At 63.7% G+C, this 13608-nt stretch carries 13 protein-coding genes; 11 read left to right on the top strand and 2 right to left on the bottom strand.

What is annotated here, in order from left to right:
- The first annotated feature begins 230 nt into the window (after positions 1 to 230).
- The 6 genes from LB557_RS12520 (at position 231) to LB557_RS12495 (ending at position 7242) form a co-directional block, all read left to right on the top strand.
- Entirely contained in the window at positions 231 to 1217 is a 987-nt protein-coding gene (locus LB557_RS12520; protein WP_015315459.1) for an ABC transporter substrate-binding protein, read from the top strand.
- 92 nt (positions 1218 to 1309) lie between these two features.
- On the top strand, positions 1310 to 3013 hold the full coding sequence (locus tag LB557_RS12515) for an ABC transporter permease (RefSeq protein ID WP_140874910.1): 1704 nt from the start codon (positions 1310 to 1312) through the stop codon (positions 3011 to 3013).
- Positions 3001 to 4080, top strand: coding sequence for an ABC transporter ATP-binding protein (locus tag LB557_RS12510; protein WP_224643501.1), 1080 nt, complete (start codon positions 3001 to 3003; stop codon positions 4078 to 4080). The genes LB557_RS12515 and LB557_RS12510 overlap by 13 nt, the downstream gene beginning before the upstream one ends.
- Positions 4080 to 5246, top strand: coding sequence for an MBL fold metallo-hydrolase (locus LB557_RS12505; RefSeq protein WP_224643504.1), 1167 nt, complete (start codon positions 4080 to 4082; stop codon positions 5244 to 5246). The genes LB557_RS12510 and LB557_RS12505 overlap by 1 nt, the downstream gene beginning before the upstream one ends.
- Entirely contained in the window at positions 5243 to 5998 is a 756-nt protein-coding gene (gene surE, locus LB557_RS12500; protein ID WP_224643500.1) for a 5'/3'-nucleotidase SurE, read from the top strand. The genes LB557_RS12505 and surE overlap by 4 nt, the downstream gene beginning before the upstream one ends.
- Before the next feature lie 110 nt (positions 5999 to 6108).
- On the top strand, positions 6109 to 7242 hold the full coding sequence (locus LB557_RS12495) for a DUF930 domain-containing protein (RefSeq protein WP_224643499.1): 1134 nt from the start codon (positions 6109 to 6111) through the stop codon (positions 7240 to 7242).
- Positions 7243 to 7252: 10 nt separating this feature from the next.
- On the opposite strand, the gene LB557_RS12490 is transcribed toward LB557_RS12495, so the two are convergent.
- Entirely contained in the window at positions 7253 to 7927 is a 675-nt protein-coding gene (locus tag LB557_RS12490; RefSeq protein ID WP_224643498.1) for an HAD family hydrolase, read from the bottom strand.
- 108 nt (positions 7928 to 8035) lie between these two features.
- On the bottom strand, positions 8036 to 8677 hold the full coding sequence (locus LB557_RS12485) for a hypothetical protein (protein ID WP_140712793.1): 642 nt from the start codon (positions 8675 to 8677) through the stop codon (positions 8036 to 8038).
- A 191-nt stretch (positions 8678 to 8868) separates the two neighbouring features.
- Here LB557_RS12485 and LB557_RS12480 point away from each other — a divergent pair, with 191 nt between their 5' ends.
- From LB557_RS12480 to ptsP, 5 genes are read left to right on the top strand one after another with little or no spacing between them, the layout of a single operon-like run.
- Positions 8869 to 9306, top strand: coding sequence for a transcriptional regulator GutM (locus LB557_RS12480; RefSeq protein ID WP_015315467.1), 438 nt, complete (start codon positions 8869 to 8871; stop codon positions 9304 to 9306).
- A gap of 53 nt (positions 9307 to 9359) precedes the next feature.
- Positions 9360 to 10127, top strand: a complete 768-nt coding sequence (locus LB557_RS12475) for a PTS glucitol/sorbitol transporter subunit IIC (protein WP_140616781.1) — start codon at positions 9360 to 9362, stop codon at positions 10125 to 10127.
- Between the two features lie 16 nt (positions 10128 to 10143).
- Positions 10144 to 11142 carry a PTS glucitol/sorbitol transporter subunit IIB gene (locus LB557_RS12470; RefSeq protein ID WP_015315469.1) on the top strand — a complete coding sequence of 333 codons (999 nt, stop codon included), beginning with the start codon at positions 10144 to 10146 and terminating at the stop codon, positions 11140 to 11142.
- 26 nt (positions 11143 to 11168) lie between these two features.
- Complete coding sequence (locus LB557_RS12465) at positions 11169 to 11549, top strand: PTS glucitol/sorbitol transporter subunit IIA (RefSeq protein WP_140662903.1); 381 nt, start codon at positions 11169 to 11171, stop codon at positions 11547 to 11549.
- A gap of 56 nt (positions 11550 to 11605) precedes the next feature.
- Complete coding sequence (ptsP, locus tag LB557_RS12460) at positions 11606 to 13591, top strand: phosphoenolpyruvate--protein phosphotransferase (RefSeq protein ID WP_224643497.1); 1986 nt, start codon at positions 11606 to 11608, stop codon at positions 13589 to 13591.
- Positions 13592 to 13608: the final 17 nt, after the last annotated feature.

Raw genomic sequence — 13608 nt, 5'->3', positions numbered from 1 at the left:
GGTTGTCCTCATCCGGGCAAGGCCGCTCTTACGTCAATCGGATGCCGGGTTCGCGGCAGGCCGATTATCGCACAGCTGTGATCATTTGTAATTGACATCGTACATATGAACATATTTTGTTGGTTTCACGCGCTGTGTCATCCACCAGTCATATGCGCCGTGCAGGGAGGAAGAGACGGGGTGCTGGCCAGGGGCCAGACCGGTCATGCACAGACAAGACAGGAGGTCTCATGAAGACGCTATTCATCCAGCTGCTGGCCAGTCAGCTGGCGCTCGCGGCAACTTTGTTTGCCGGCGTGGCAAATGCCGAAACACTGACGCTCTACACATCCCAGCCCGAGGCAGACGCAGCCAAGACCGTGGATGCCTTCAAGAAGGCACAGCCCGGCATCGACGTCACCATCTATCGCTCCGGAACCAGCGACATCCTGACCAAGATGGCGGCCGAGTTCGCCGCAGGCAGCCCGCAGCCCGACGTGCTGCTGATCGCCGACGCGGTGTCGATGGAACTGCTGAAGAAGGACGACCGGCTGCTGGCCTATCCCGAGGCCAAGCTCGACGGCATCGAGGCGGATGCCTATGACGCCGACAAGACTTATTTCGGCAGCAAGCTGATCACTACCGGCATCGTCTACAACACCGCTGCCGCCGAAAAGCCGCAGCATTGGGCGGACCTCGCCAAGCCGGCCTATGCCGATGGCCTGGTCATGCCGAGCCCGCTCTATTCCGGTGCCGCCGCCTACCTGCTTTCGGGCTTCGCCGGCGACAGCAATTATGGCTGGGATTTCTTCCAGAAGCTGAAGACCAACAACACCGTCAGCGTGCGCGGCAATGGCGCGGTGCTGAAGTCGGTGGCGTCGGGCGAGAAGCCCTATGGCATCCTCGTCGATTTCATGGCGATGAACGCCAAGAAGAAGGGTTCGCCCGTCGAATTCGTGTTCCCCTCGGAGGGCGTGCCCGCCGTGACCGAACCGGTGGCCATCATGAAGACCGCCAAGAACGTCGACGGTGCGAAAAAATTCGTCGACTTCATTCTGTCCGATGAAGGCCAGAAGCTGGCGCTGTCGATGGGTTACCTGCCGGCACGCGCCTCGGTCGGTCGTCCCGACTGGCTGCCGGAAGGCGTCAAGGTCAAGGTGATGCCGTTCGACACCAAGGCGATCGTCGCCGAGACCGACGCCGACAAGGCGAAGTTCCAGGACCTGTTCGGCGGCTGAGCCGTCGATCCCCGCGAGATGCCGTCTCGACGGCATCTCGTCAGTTCCGGTGAGCCCGGCCGCCCCGCTGACCGATCCCAGGAAACGCAATCATGCCGACACGTATCAGGGAGAGCCGGGGCCAGGAAATGGTCCTGACGGCGGTGGTGGCCGTCGTCATCGTCCTGCTTTCGCTGCTGCCCATGCTGCGCCTCGTCAAGGAGATCGTGGCACCCGGCGGTGTCTTGTCGACGGTGGCTGTGGAGGCCGGGCTGAGAAGCCCGGCAACCTGGATCGCGACATGGCATACGCTGGTCGTCGGCATCGGCGGCACTCTTCTGGCGGTGCTGTCGGGAACGTCGGTGGCCGTGCTTGTATCGCTGACCGACATACGCGGCCGAAGCGCCCTGGTGCTCTGCTACGTCATGCCGCTGATGATCGCGCCACAGGTGACGGCGCTGGCCTGGCTGCAACTGTTCGGCCCTGCCAGCCCATTCCTCAAGCTTTTCGGGGCGGCGCCGCCGCTCGGCACGAAGAACCCGCTCTACTCGACCTCGGGCATCATCCTGCTGCTTGGCGTCCAATACGGGCCGCTGGTCTTCCTGCTGGTGCGTGCTGGCCTGCGCAAGCTGCCGCGCGAACTGGTCGAAGCGGCGCGCGCCGGCGGTGCGAATTGGTTCACCGTACTGATCACCATCGTGCTGCCCTTGATGACGCCGTCGATCATGGCGGCGGCCGCGCTTGCTTTCGTCTCCTGCGTCGGCAATTTCGGCATTCCGGCCTTTCTCGGCATCCCCGCCAACTACCTGGTGCTGCCGACGCTCATCTATCAGAAGCTGGCCGGCGGGGGCCCGGCGGTACTCGGCGAGACCGCGTTCCTGTCGGTGCTGATCGGCATCATCGCCATGGCCGGCATCCTTGCCCAGGAGGTGATGAGCCGCCGCCGCGACTACCGCATCTCCTCGACATCGCTGCCGGCCGAACCTTATGAACTGGGCCGCTGGCGGCCGGTCGTCCAGGCCGGCATGTGGCTGCTCATCGTGCTGGTGCTGGTCCTGCCGCTGTTCGGGCTGGTGCTGACGTCGCTGGTGCCGGGCTACGGCATCGCGCTCACCGCCAAGACGGCGACGCTCGACAATTACCGTTTCGTGCTGTTCGAGCATGATGCCGCCAGCCGCGCCTTCTTCAACAGTTTCTGGCTGTCGATCGCTGCCGCTTTCTTCGCGGTCCTCGTCGCCGTGCCGATCGGCTATCTCATCGCTTGGGGCAAGCAGCGCTGGGTGCGGCTGCTCAATCTTTCAGTCGAACTGCCGTATGCCTTGCCCGGCGTGGTGCTGGCGATCGCCTCGCTGCTCTTGTTCCTGCGCCCCATCCCGCTGACCGGCGTCCAGCTCTACAACACCGTCTGGATCATCCTCTATGCCTATCTCGCCCGCTTCCTGGTGCTGGCCTTGCGGCCGACCATCAGCGGCTATCACCAGATCGATCGGGCACTCGAAGAAGCCGCACAAGTTGCGGGCGCCGGCCTGTTCACGCGCATGCGCACCATCGTCTTTCCGCTGGTCGCGCCGGCGGCGATCGCCGGCGGCCTGCTGATCTTCATGACGGCGCTCAGCGAACTCACCGTCTCGGCGCTGCTGTGGTCGTCGGGCTCGGAGACCATCGGCGTTGTCATGTTTTCCTTCGAGCAGGGCGGCGATTCCAACTACGCGGCGGCGATGTCGGTCATCACGGTCGCGGTCACCTTCGTGCTGATGCTGGTGACCAACCTGCTTGCCCCTCATCTTCCGAGCGGAGTTCTGCCATGGCGCGATTGACCCTGGACCATGTGACCAAGAGCTTCGCCGAGTTCGATGCGGTCAAGGACGTTTCGATCGATGTCGCTGACGGCGAATTTCTGGCGGTGCTCGGCCCCTCCGGCTGTGGCAAGACGACATTGCTGCGGCTGGTCGCCGGTTTCGAAAAGGTGACCTCGGGCGAAATCCGCATCGGCAGCGATGTCGTGTCGAACAGCGGCGGCAGCGTCGCGCCGGAAAAGCGGCGCGTCGGCATCGTCTTCCAGAATTACGCGCTGTGGCCGCATATGAGCGTCGCCGAGAATATCGGCTATGCGCTAAAGGTGGCCAAGCTCGACAAGGCGGTTGCGCGCCAAAAAGTGGAAGACGCGCTTGCCCTTGTCAATCTTCAGGGTCTGGGCGAGCGCCGGCCCGCCAATCTTTCCGGCGGCCAGCGCCAGCGGGTGGCCTTGGCGCGTTGCCTGGTGGCGACACCTTCGCTGGTGCTGTTCGACGAGCCACTCGCCAATCTCGACGTCCATCTCAGGGCCTCGATGGAGGACGAGTTCGCCGCCTTCCACAAGCGCACCGGCACGACCATCGTCTACATAACCCATGACCAGGCCGAGGCGATGGCGCTGGCCGACCGCATCGCGGTGATGGACCATGGACGCATGGCGCAGCTCGCCACCCCGCGTGAACTCTATCATAAGCCGGCAAATGAGATGGTGGCCTCCTTCATTTCGCAAGGCATTCTGCTTCCGGCGGACGTGTTGGCCAGCGAGGACAACGGCCATTGCAAGGTCCGGGTTCTCGGAACCGAGCTGGTGGTCCGTTGCCGGCCTGGCGAGCGGCCGCGCGCCGGCGCCAAGATCTGCTGCCGCCCCGCCGATATCGAGCTTTCGGCCGATGCCTCGGGCTTCGATGGTCTCGTCAAGCGGGCGATCTACCAGGGCGGCGCGGCGCGGATTGAATTCGCGCCGACCGCTGGTCCCGACCTCACCTTGCATTTCGAGCAACCCGATCCGGTTGTGCTGGAGAACGGGGCGCAAGCGCGCCTGCGCATAAAATCCGGCTGGCTGATCCCGGCGGCGGGGACAGCCTCGTGATGATACTGGACCTTGCCGGCGGCTTCGGAGAAAAGGGCCGCACCAGCCTCGCCGTCAACAGCGGCGACGATCGCATCCTGCTCGATGTCGGCATCAAGGTCGGCGCTTCCGGGGCGGAATACTATCCAGCGCTCAACGGGTCGAGCGACGACATCGATGCTGTTTTTGTTTCGCATGCCCATGAGGATCATGTCGGCGCGCTGAGCTGGCTGTTGTCGCGGGGCTATAGCGGCCCGATCTTCATGACGGCGGAGACCCGTGCCGAGGCGCCGGCCACGCTTGCCGCCTATGCCGAGCCGGAGGATTTCAGGCGATTTCCCTTGCCTGAAAACCGCATCGAACTCTTCGAACCAGGCGACACACTCACTAGCGGCAATTTCGTAGTCAGCACGGGACGTTCAGGTCATGTCGTCGGCGGGGTCTGGTTCGCCGTCGACGACGGGACAAGCCGCATCGCCTATTCGGCCGATGTGGTGCCTGACAGCAATGTGTTCGTCATGGACACGATCCCGCATTGCGATCTCCTGGTCCTCGATGCCTCCTACGGCGCGGATCCCATGCCGGGGGCTGCCCGGGCGCAGGAAATTTCCGAATGGGTGGCGCGGCATCCGCAGGGATGCCTCCTGCCGACGCCGCTGTCTGGCCGATCGCTGGAACTGATCGCGGCCTTGCCGGGGTCGTTCGCCGTCCATGCCGGCATGCGTTCGTCGCTGGAAGCGCAGATCGGCGCGACCGCGTCCCTGTTGCCGGGCATTTCCGAGTTTTTGCTTGCCCGCCTGCGAAGCGCGGCCGACTGGAGCGATGCCGACCCGCTGCCTTCGCTGCCCCTGCTGGCCAATGACGGCATGGGCGAGGCTGGCCCGTCGTCGCGCCTTTTGCCTCGCGCCGGCGATGCCGGGTTTCCGGTGCTGCTCACCGGGCATCTGCCTTTGGGCTCTCCGGGCGATCTCATGCACAAGGCCGGCCGGGCGGACTGGATACGCATGCCCACCCACCCGACACTGTCGGGCAATGTCGGCATCTGGGAGAAGGCGGGACGCCCCCCGGCGCTGGGCCATTCCTGCGCCCCCGATCTTCTTGGCGACTTGAAGAGCCATATTCCGTCGTTGCTCACGCAATGCCGTACCGGCCAACGCATCACGGTGGGGCAAGGAAGCGCATCATGAGAATCCTGATCTGCAACGATGACGGCATCGAAGCGCCGGGTCTTGCCCGTCTCGTCAATGCCGCCCTCGGGTTGAACGACGATGTCTGGGTGGTCGCGCCGGACGGCAAGCGCACCGCCGCCGGCTCGTCGCTGACCATCGCCGGGCCGCTGACGATGCGGCGCGTCAAGCCGAACTGGTATGCATGCTCGGGCACGCCCGCCGATTGCGTGGTGAGCGCCATGACTTGGCTATTCGCCGATGAACCGAAGCCTGACCTCGTATTGTCGGGCATCAATGACGGCCGCAACGTCGCCGAGGATATCGCCTATTCCGGCACACTGGGTATTGCCCGCGAAGCGACTTTCTGGGGCATACCCGCGATCGGCTTTTCGCGCGTGAAAAATCCTGACTTCGGCGCTGCCGACGACGAATGGCTTGGCAAGCTGATCGCCTCGCTCTGGCAAGCGCGTGCCGATTGGGCGACAGAGGGCCATTGGCTGAGCGTCAACTTGCCGACCGCGCTGCCGGCCGAAATCCGCCAGCCGCGCATCGGCCGCGACAAGATCGGCCGCACGGCCGAGGTGGTGGAAAGCGCCGGGGATCGCACGATCATCACGGTGCCGCGTGGCCGAGCCCATGCAAGCGAACCGGGGGATGAAAACGCCGCGATCGATGCGGGTTTCGTCAGCATCAACCGGCTGAACTGGTTTGGGGAAACGCGGCTGGACGAGGGATTTCTGGACGGAATCCCACGCTGGCGGCAAAGCTAGCCGATCTCCCTGCGCGGCATCCTCCAGATCACCAAGCTGTCAGCGGCTAAATGGCGTCAATCCGGTGCTTATGCTTGAAGCCGCCGCTATTTCATTCCACATCGGAAGAGATGAAGGATGAGACACGCGAATGGCGCCGGAATCTGCTGTGGGCCTTGGCCGCATCGCTGGTCCTGCATGCGCTTGTCGCATCGTTCTTCATCTACGGCCTGTCAAAAGCCTCACAAGAGCCCCAGCAGGAGCAACCGATAAGCGTCGCGCTCGTGCCTCCGCCCGACAAGCCAAAACCGCAGCCGCTCAAAGCCGAGAAGCCGCCGGAACCTAAGGCTGATAAGCCCCCCGAGCAGAAGGTTGAAAAGCCACCTGAACAGCCGCGCAAACAACCTGATGACACCGCTTTGAAGCGCGTTTTTCAGTATGGCGACAAAGATACCGGACCGAAGAAATCCCTGGATGGGGGGGCGGCCAAGGACAATGCGCCGTCGCCTGCAAAGGATGACGCCTCGAAGCCTCCGGTCGTGCCCAAGTCCGCCGAGAACAAGCCTGCAGCGACGGCAAACGCGGAGCAGCGGCCGGATGCGAGCAAAGCCGATGAGAATCCGCCAACCGAGCCGACTGCAGCCAAGCCCACGCCGAGCGAGGAAAAGCAGGTCACGGAGGACGCTGATCAACAGCAGGCTGCGCCAAAAGCCGCCGATCAGCAAGCAGCCGTAGAGCCAAAGCCGTCGACAGCCGAGAGCGACGCCAAGACCGGGGCCGCGACCGAAAAGCCCAAGGCCAAAGTCGTCAAGACGATGAAGTTCAAGTCCGAAAAAGCCCTGAAATCCCGGGCCGGAAAAGCCACCGCCTCAAATTCCACGAACGACGCAGGTGCTGGATCACCGATGTATTCCGGTCTTCCGGGGGTTCGGAAACTCTACTCGCAGGGCGCTACCGGCGACGCGTTGGCCACGAGTTCCATGAGCGGCGTACCTCGCAGTCAGCGCGTTGCGACCCTTTGCGCCAACGTGCTGGACCAGGAGCTGCAGGGTGCCGACTATTCTCCCAAATGGCTGCCGACGATCCCGCTGAAAGCCGGCAATGTTCTCGACCGCCCCGAAGCGGCCTTCAGCACGACAACCACATGGTACCAACTGAGCTTCCGATGCGAGGTGGATGCCGATGCGACCAGGGTCCTGTCGTTCGGCTTCCGTGTGGGCTCCGAGATTCCACGCAGCGAATGGCCGCCAAACCATCCTCTTTAGCCTCTCCCACTTAGGCTGGCACACCAAGTCCAGCCAATTGCCGGCTAACTTCATGCCAGTCGGCGCAGACGAGATCGGCACCGGCCGCCGTCAGCCGTGCGGCATGCTCGGCATAGGTATGGCCGCCGCCGGTATAGCCGATCGCCGTCATGCCGGCGGCGACCGCGCCCTGGATGCCGAAAGGCGAATCCTCGATGACGATGCAGTCGGCTGGTTTGGCGCCCATCCTGGCAGCCGCGAAAAGGAAGATGTCCGGCGCTGGCTTGCCGTTCTTGACCATCGAGGAACTGTAGATCGCATCGCCGAAGAAGCGTGCCAATCCGGTCACCGCCAGACTGTGGTTTATACGCTCGATGGAGGATGAGGAGGCAACGCAGCGGTCGCCGGCAAGCGTTTCTAGAAACGAGCCTATTCCAGGCGTTGGCTTCAACTCTTCGGTGAAAAGCACCTTGGTCTCGGCCCAGATATCGTCGTCGGCCGACGCGGGAAACTGATGGCCGGTCAACTCCTTGATCCTGACGATGATGTCGGCCTGTTTCATGCCGACGCACTGGGCGATGATGCCGCCGTGAACGCCCGGCATGCCATGCTTATCGTAGACACGTTCATAGGCCTTGGCGGCCAGCGGCTCGCTGTCGACGAGAACGCCGTCGCAATCGAAAATGATCAGTCTTGACGGCGCCACGCGTTTCTCCCGGCCTCTGTCAGAATTCGCACATCGCTATCGACAAAAAGTCAAATGTTCAATAGCGGGCACGCTCGGCCTCGTGGATAGGAGGTAATAGAGGCCGATTCAAAGCTGGCGCAAGACGTCGCTGGCGCGGGAGGACCCCAGCGCCCGCTGCATGGCCTGCCGCGACTGTGCGCGATCGGGCGTGATCCAGTTCGGTTCCGCCCCCAGGAAGCGGTCGAGGAAAGCCACGGCATAGGCCGGTATTTCGGTGACGTTCTCGCGATAGGACCACCAGGTGCGCAGGTCGTCGGCGCATTTGTCGATACTGGGCGCCGAGCCAAACTCCTGCTCGTAGATCGCCGAAATCACCGAGACACAGTAGTTGGTGTAGAGAAAGCCTTCCGGCCAGAAACGGATGATGTCCAGCGTGCCGGCATTCTGATCCGTTTCGATGAGCTGGGTGAGGCCGGAGATTTCTCTTGCCGGCGCCTGTTTGATCAGTTCGCGCAGCACGAGGCCGGCGGCAAAGACGATGAAATCGGCGCGGTCGATCGCGGCAAAGCGCTTCTGCGCTTCCATGACCTCGACCCAGTCGAGAAAAGCCCGGGTCAGCTTCGCCTCGTCGATTTCGAAGCGTACGCCGAATGTGTCCGAGACCACCTTGGCGCTGCCGCGGAAGGTGGCGCGGAACCAGCGCAACTGCCGCAGCCGGTGGCGCAGGTCGGGCATGAGGGCCAGTTCATCCCTGAAGGGCAGTTCCATTTCCTGTATCCCGTTTCCCCCAGGTTAGCACAATCGTGCCCCCGCCGTAATCGCGCGGCGGCCCTGTGGATGACCGTGGTTGAGGTCAATATCATACATATTGACATTCGCGGAAACAAATGTTCTCACTTTGCTGTTGTCGCGCGCCGGTCCAAGGTGCGCCTCGACTGAGGCTTCGGGAGGAGAACCGAATGGCGATTTGGCAGTGGGGACTGCTTCTGCTGGTTATTGTGTGGGCGTTGCAGTCGCTCGGCGTCTGGCTGCAGATGCGGCACTATTCGGATGTCTTCCGGGGCGTCACCGACCAGTACAAGGACGGCTTCGTCGGAGCCGGCAATTTTCGCGGCCGATTTGCCAAGGGAACGATCGCGCTGGTCGTGGTTACGCCCGACTTGATCGTGCGCCGCATGATGGTGATGAGCGGCCGTTCCGTGTTCACCAAATTCAAGCGACATGAAGAATTCGAGGGCGTTCCCCTCGATCGACTCCGGTCCAACCCTGCGATCATGGGGGAGGGGGAACCCGGTGTGGCCGAGGCCGTGAAGCGGGCGATCGAACAGATCGACAAAGCACGGTCGGAGCCGGGGAAGAAGCCGGGTTTGGCCGGCTTGAATGTAGCAAGGGCATAGAGGAGGCCGTGCGCCGACTGGGATCAACCGGCGGGCCGGCATAAGGAGGAGAAATGTCTGTATTTTCGTTGTTGGCGCAGCATGCCGACATGGCCGTGCACAATTTGCATGTCGCGGGTGCCATGGTCTCGGATGCTGCATTGCATGGCAAGCTCGCCGTCGAGCATGCTTCCGATCATCTCGTGGTCCTGGCGCAGGCGCAGACCGACAGCGGGCCGGTCACCGCCGATCAGCTGAAGGAGCAGCTGAAAAACGTGCAGCAGGAAGAGCAGCTTGGCTGGCTGACTGCCATCGGCAAGTACTTCATCGGCATTTTCCAGAAGGGCGGCGAGGTTTTCGCCGGCTTTGTCACCGGCATCATCCCGACGCTTGTGGTGCTGATGACCGCCTTTTACGCCGTCACCGAACTGGTCGGCGAAGAGCGGGTCCACGGTCTGGCGCGTGGCGCTGGCCGCATCGCGCTGACCCGCTACACCGTGCTGCCGCTGCTGGCGGTGTTCTTCCTCACCAACCCGATGGCTTACACCTTCGGCTCGTTCCTGGAAGAAAAGCACAAGCCGGCCTTCTATGACGCGGCCGTGTCCTACGTGCATCCGCCGCTCGGCCTCTTTCCGCACATCAACCCTGGCGAATATTTCGTCTGGGGAGGCATGCTCGTGGCCTTGCTCGATCTCGAGAAGCGCGGCGTCATCGCCGCCGGCTACCATGTCAAGGTTGCCATCTGGTACGCCATCGTCGGCCTCGTCGTCATCCTGCTCAAGGGCATGCTGACCGAGCGCATCACCGCCATCATGGCACGCCGCCAGGGCGTCGAGCTGTAAGGGCGGGGAGGACATCATGGCCAAGACATACAAAGCCGTACGGATCACCCGGGGCAAAACAGGGTGGGGCGGTCCGCTTGTGATCGAGCCGACCGAACAGCGCAGCAAGGTTGTTTCCGTCACCGGTGGTGGCATTCATCCGGTGGCGCAGCTCATCGCCGATATGACCGGCGCTGAAGCCGTCGACGGCTTCAAGGCGCCGCCGATCGAAAGCGAAATGGCGGTTGTCGTCGTCGACTGCGGCGGCACCGCACGATGCGGCGTCTATCCGCGCAAGCGTATCCCGACCGTCAACCTGACGCCGGTCGGACAGTCCGGGCCGCTCGCCCAGTTCATCACCGAGGATATCTATGTTTCGGGCGTCAAGCCGGCCGACGTCACAATGGCGGACGGGTCCGAGGCGGTCACGACTGCAGGGGGAGCAGCATCGATGGGTTCGACCAACAACACAGCGACGCCGACGGCGCTGCCCAGCGAGGGTGGCCTGATCGGTTTCATCAGCACGATCGGCCGGGTCATGGGGCGTGTCGTCGGCATTTTCTTCAACGCCGGCCGCCGCACCATCGACCAGGTCATCCGCAACGTGCTGCCGTTCATGGCCTTCGTGACCATGCTCATCGGTCTGATCCTGTATACCGGCGTCGGTGACGTGCTGGCGCAGCCGATGGGTCCGCTGGCCAACAATATCGTCGGCCTGCTGATCATCTCGGCTATTTGCGGCCTGCCGTTCCTGTCGCCCATCCTGGGGCCAGGCGCTGTTATCGCGCAGGTTATCGGCGTCGCCATCATCGGCCCGCAGATTGCCAACGGCACGATCTCTCCGGCGATGGCGCTGCCGGCTCTGTTTGCCTACAACACCCAGGTGGGCTGCGACTTCGTTCCCGTCGGCCTCGCACTGGGTGAAGCCAAGCCGAAAACCATCGAAATCGGCGTGCCGGCGGTGCTCATCAGCCGCCAGATCATGGGTCCGGTCTCGGTGCTGATCGCCTGGGTCGTCTCCCTGATCGTGTTCTAAACACCAGAAATAACGAGGTTCGCCATATGTCGGTTCTTCTCAAGACACGGGTCACGGCAATAGGACCCGAAGTGGCGGACCTCGCCGAGGGCGGCGTGGTCATCCTGTTCGCGGATGGCTCGCCACCGGAGCTTGCCGAGGTCTCGGTGCTCCACAAGGCCGAGATCGGACCTAGCGACGGCGCGCCTGAAAAGGGCGCGTCGATCACCCTTGGCCCGGTTTCGGCTGTCATAACCGCCGTCGGCTCCAGCGCCTGGAGCAAGGTGCTCGAGATGGGCCACGTCGTCATCTCGTTCAACGGCGCCAGCGAGGCCGAAAGGCCGGGCGAGATCTGCGCATCGCAGGTCGATACGCAAGCCCTCGTGGCTGCGCTGAAGACAGGCGCGATCATCACCATCGCCGCCTGAAAGCATTCGCGCCCAGCCAGTCTGGCTTTGGCGCCCAAAAAAGCAGAGTATTTGCCATGGAACGCTCGACCATCGTCAGAGTGCATGAAGGTTTGCACGCCCGTCCCGCCACGCGCTTCGTCAAGCTCGCCAAGGCTTTCGAATCCGACGTCGAACTGGTCAAGGACGGCAAGGCGGTCAGTGCCAAGAGCTCGGTCAAGCTGATGCTGCTGGCGGTCAAGGAAAACCAGGAAGTCACCGTGCGGGCGAACGGCGCCGACGCCATCGAGGCGATCGAGGCTCTGATCGGCTATCTCGAGAACCCAAAGGCGGGTCTCGACGATGAAGACTCCCACGCTCCAGCCAATGACCAGGGCAAGGAAGCGGCGCCTGCGGCAGCGCCCCGGTCCGCGACGGCCGCATCAGGCGAAGCAAGCAGTGGTTTGCGCGGTGTCGCCGCAAGCGAGGGCGTCGCCATCGGGCCGGCTTTTGCACATTTCCCGCCCGACATCGCCGGGCAGGGCCGCATGCTGCAGGCCGATGAGATCGCCGGCGAGATCGACAGGTTTCGCGCCGCCGTCGCCGCCGTCCAGGCCCGCATGGACCGGGCTTTGGCACAGGATGGTCTGTCGGCCGGTGACCGCGGCATCGTCGCGGCACTGAGAGATATCGCCGCCGACGACAGCCTGACCGGCGAGGCCGAGAAGGCAATCAAGGGCGGCAACGACGCGGTCTCGGCCACGATCACCGCCGCCTCCACCATCGCCGCCGATTTCAGCGCCGTCGACGATCATTATCTCAATGCGCGGGCGGACGATGTCCATGCGGTCGGACGGCAGATCAGCCTGGTGCTGCTTGGCCAGGACGACGTCAGTCTCGAAAACATCCCGCAAGGTGCGATCCTGATCGCCGACGATATCGGCGCCTGGGATCTGGCGCGGGCGCCGCTGAAACGCATCGGCGGCGTGGTGTGCGGCCATGGCGGCGCCACCTCGCACATCGCCATCATCGCCCGCTCGCATGGCATTCCGGCGGTGCTCGGCCTTGGCGACCGGATCCACCTCTTGCGCACGGCGCAAGAGGTGGCGCTCGACGGCAACAGCGGCCAGGTGATCATCGACCCCGACGCGGCGACGCGCGCCGATTTCGCCGGTCGTGTCGAAGCGGCGGCGAAGGAGCGTGCCGGCCTGGCGGCTTTCAAGACGGTGACGCCGAAGCTGGCGGACGGCAGGGTCATCGAGGTCGCGGCCAATATCGGCTCGCTGGAAGAGATCGAGGCAGCGCAAGAGGCCGGCGCCATGGGTGTCGGCCTGTTCCGCACCGAGCTCCTGTTCATGCGCCATATGCACCTTCCGTCGGAGGACATGCAGGCCGAGACCTATGCGGCGCTGGCCAAGGCCTTCGCACCCTATCCGGTCATCGTGCGCACGCTCGACATCGGCGGCGACAAGCCGATTGCCGGCATCGAGTTCCCCGACGAGGAGAACCCCTTCCTCGGGTGGCGCGGCATCCGCATGTGCCTCGACCGGCCCGATATCTTCAAGCGCCAGCTCAGGGCGCTGCTGAGGGCCGCCGTGCACGGCAACATCAAGGTGATGCTGCCGATGGTCTCCGATGTTGGCGAGGTGCGGCAGACGCGCGTTCTTGTCGCCGAATGCGCCGCTGAACTCAAGGCCGAAGGCGTGCCGCATGCGACGTTCGATCTCGGCGTGATGATCGAAACCCCGGCCGCCGTGCTGATCGCCCCGGCACTGGCCAAGGAAGTGGCTTTCTTCTCGATCGGCACCAACGACCTGACCCAGTACATCATGGCGGCCGATCGGCTCAACCCGACCGTTGCGAAGCTCAACGACGTCACCAATCCGGCGGTCATGTCGGCGATCGAGCTGACGGCCAAGGCCGGCGTCGCCGCCGGCATCATGGTAGGCATGTGCGGCGAAGCGGCGGGCCGGCCGGATCTCATTCCGGCCTTCCTGGAGATGGGCCTGACCGAGCTGTCGATGAGCCCGGCCTCGATCCAGCGCGTCAAGAAGACGATCACGGCGATGGCAGCCGGGGAGTAGTTCCCGCAATCGCCGCT

The organism is Mesorhizobium sp. BR115XR7A, assembly GCF_020165315.1.
Classification (GTDB): domain Bacteria; phylum Pseudomonadota; class Alphaproteobacteria; order Rhizobiales; family Rhizobiaceae; genus Mesorhizobium; species Mesorhizobium australicum.
The sequence above is the reverse complement of the archived record's forward strand: the minus strand, read 5'-3'. Positions and strand labels throughout refer to the sequence as shown.

What these genes read in the sequence shown, in the direction of transcription:
- LB557_RS12520 (WP_015315459.1), top strand. Translation starts at nt 231, where the DNA reads ATGAAGACGCTATTCATCCAGCTGCTGGCCAGTCAGCTGGCGCTCGCG.
- LB557_RS12515 (WP_140874910.1), top strand. Translation starts at nt 1,310, where the DNA reads ATGCCGACACGTATCAGGGAGAGCCGGGGCCAGGAAATGGTCCTGACG.
- LB557_RS12510 (WP_224643501.1), top strand. Translation starts at nt 3,001, where the DNA reads ATGGCGCGATTGACCCTGGACCATGTGACCAAGAGCTTCGCCGAGTTC.
- LB557_RS12505 (WP_224643504.1), top strand. Translation starts at nt 4,080, where the DNA reads ATGATACTGGACCTTGCCGGCGGCTTCGGAGAAAAGGGCCGCACCAGC.
- surE (WP_224643500.1), top strand. Translation starts at nt 5,243, where the DNA reads ATGAGAATCCTGATCTGCAACGATGACGGCATCGAAGCGCCGGGTCTT.
- LB557_RS12495 (WP_224643499.1), top strand. Translation starts at nt 6,109, where the DNA reads ATGAAGGATGAGACACGCGAATGGCGCCGGAATCTGCTGTGGGCCTTG.
- LB557_RS12485 (WP_140712793.1), bottom strand. Translation starts at nt 8,677, where the DNA reads ATGGAACTGCCCTTCAGGGATGAACTGGCCCTCATGCCCGACCTGCGC.
- LB557_RS12480 (WP_015315467.1), top strand. Translation starts at nt 8,869, where the DNA reads ATGGCGATTTGGCAGTGGGGACTGCTTCTGCTGGTTATTGTGTGGGCG.
- LB557_RS12475 (WP_140616781.1), top strand. Translation starts at nt 9,360, where the DNA reads ATGTCTGTATTTTCGTTGTTGGCGCAGCATGCCGACATGGCCGTGCAC.
- LB557_RS12470 (WP_015315469.1), top strand. Translation starts at nt 10,144, where the DNA reads ATGGCCAAGACATACAAAGCCGTACGGATCACCCGGGGCAAAACAGGG.
- LB557_RS12465 (WP_140662903.1), top strand. Translation starts at nt 11,169, where the DNA reads ATGTCGGTTCTTCTCAAGACACGGGTCACGGCAATAGGACCCGAAGTG.
- ptsP (WP_224643497.1), top strand. Translation starts at nt 11,606, where the DNA reads ATGGAACGCTCGACCATCGTCAGAGTGCATGAAGGTTTGCACGCCCGT.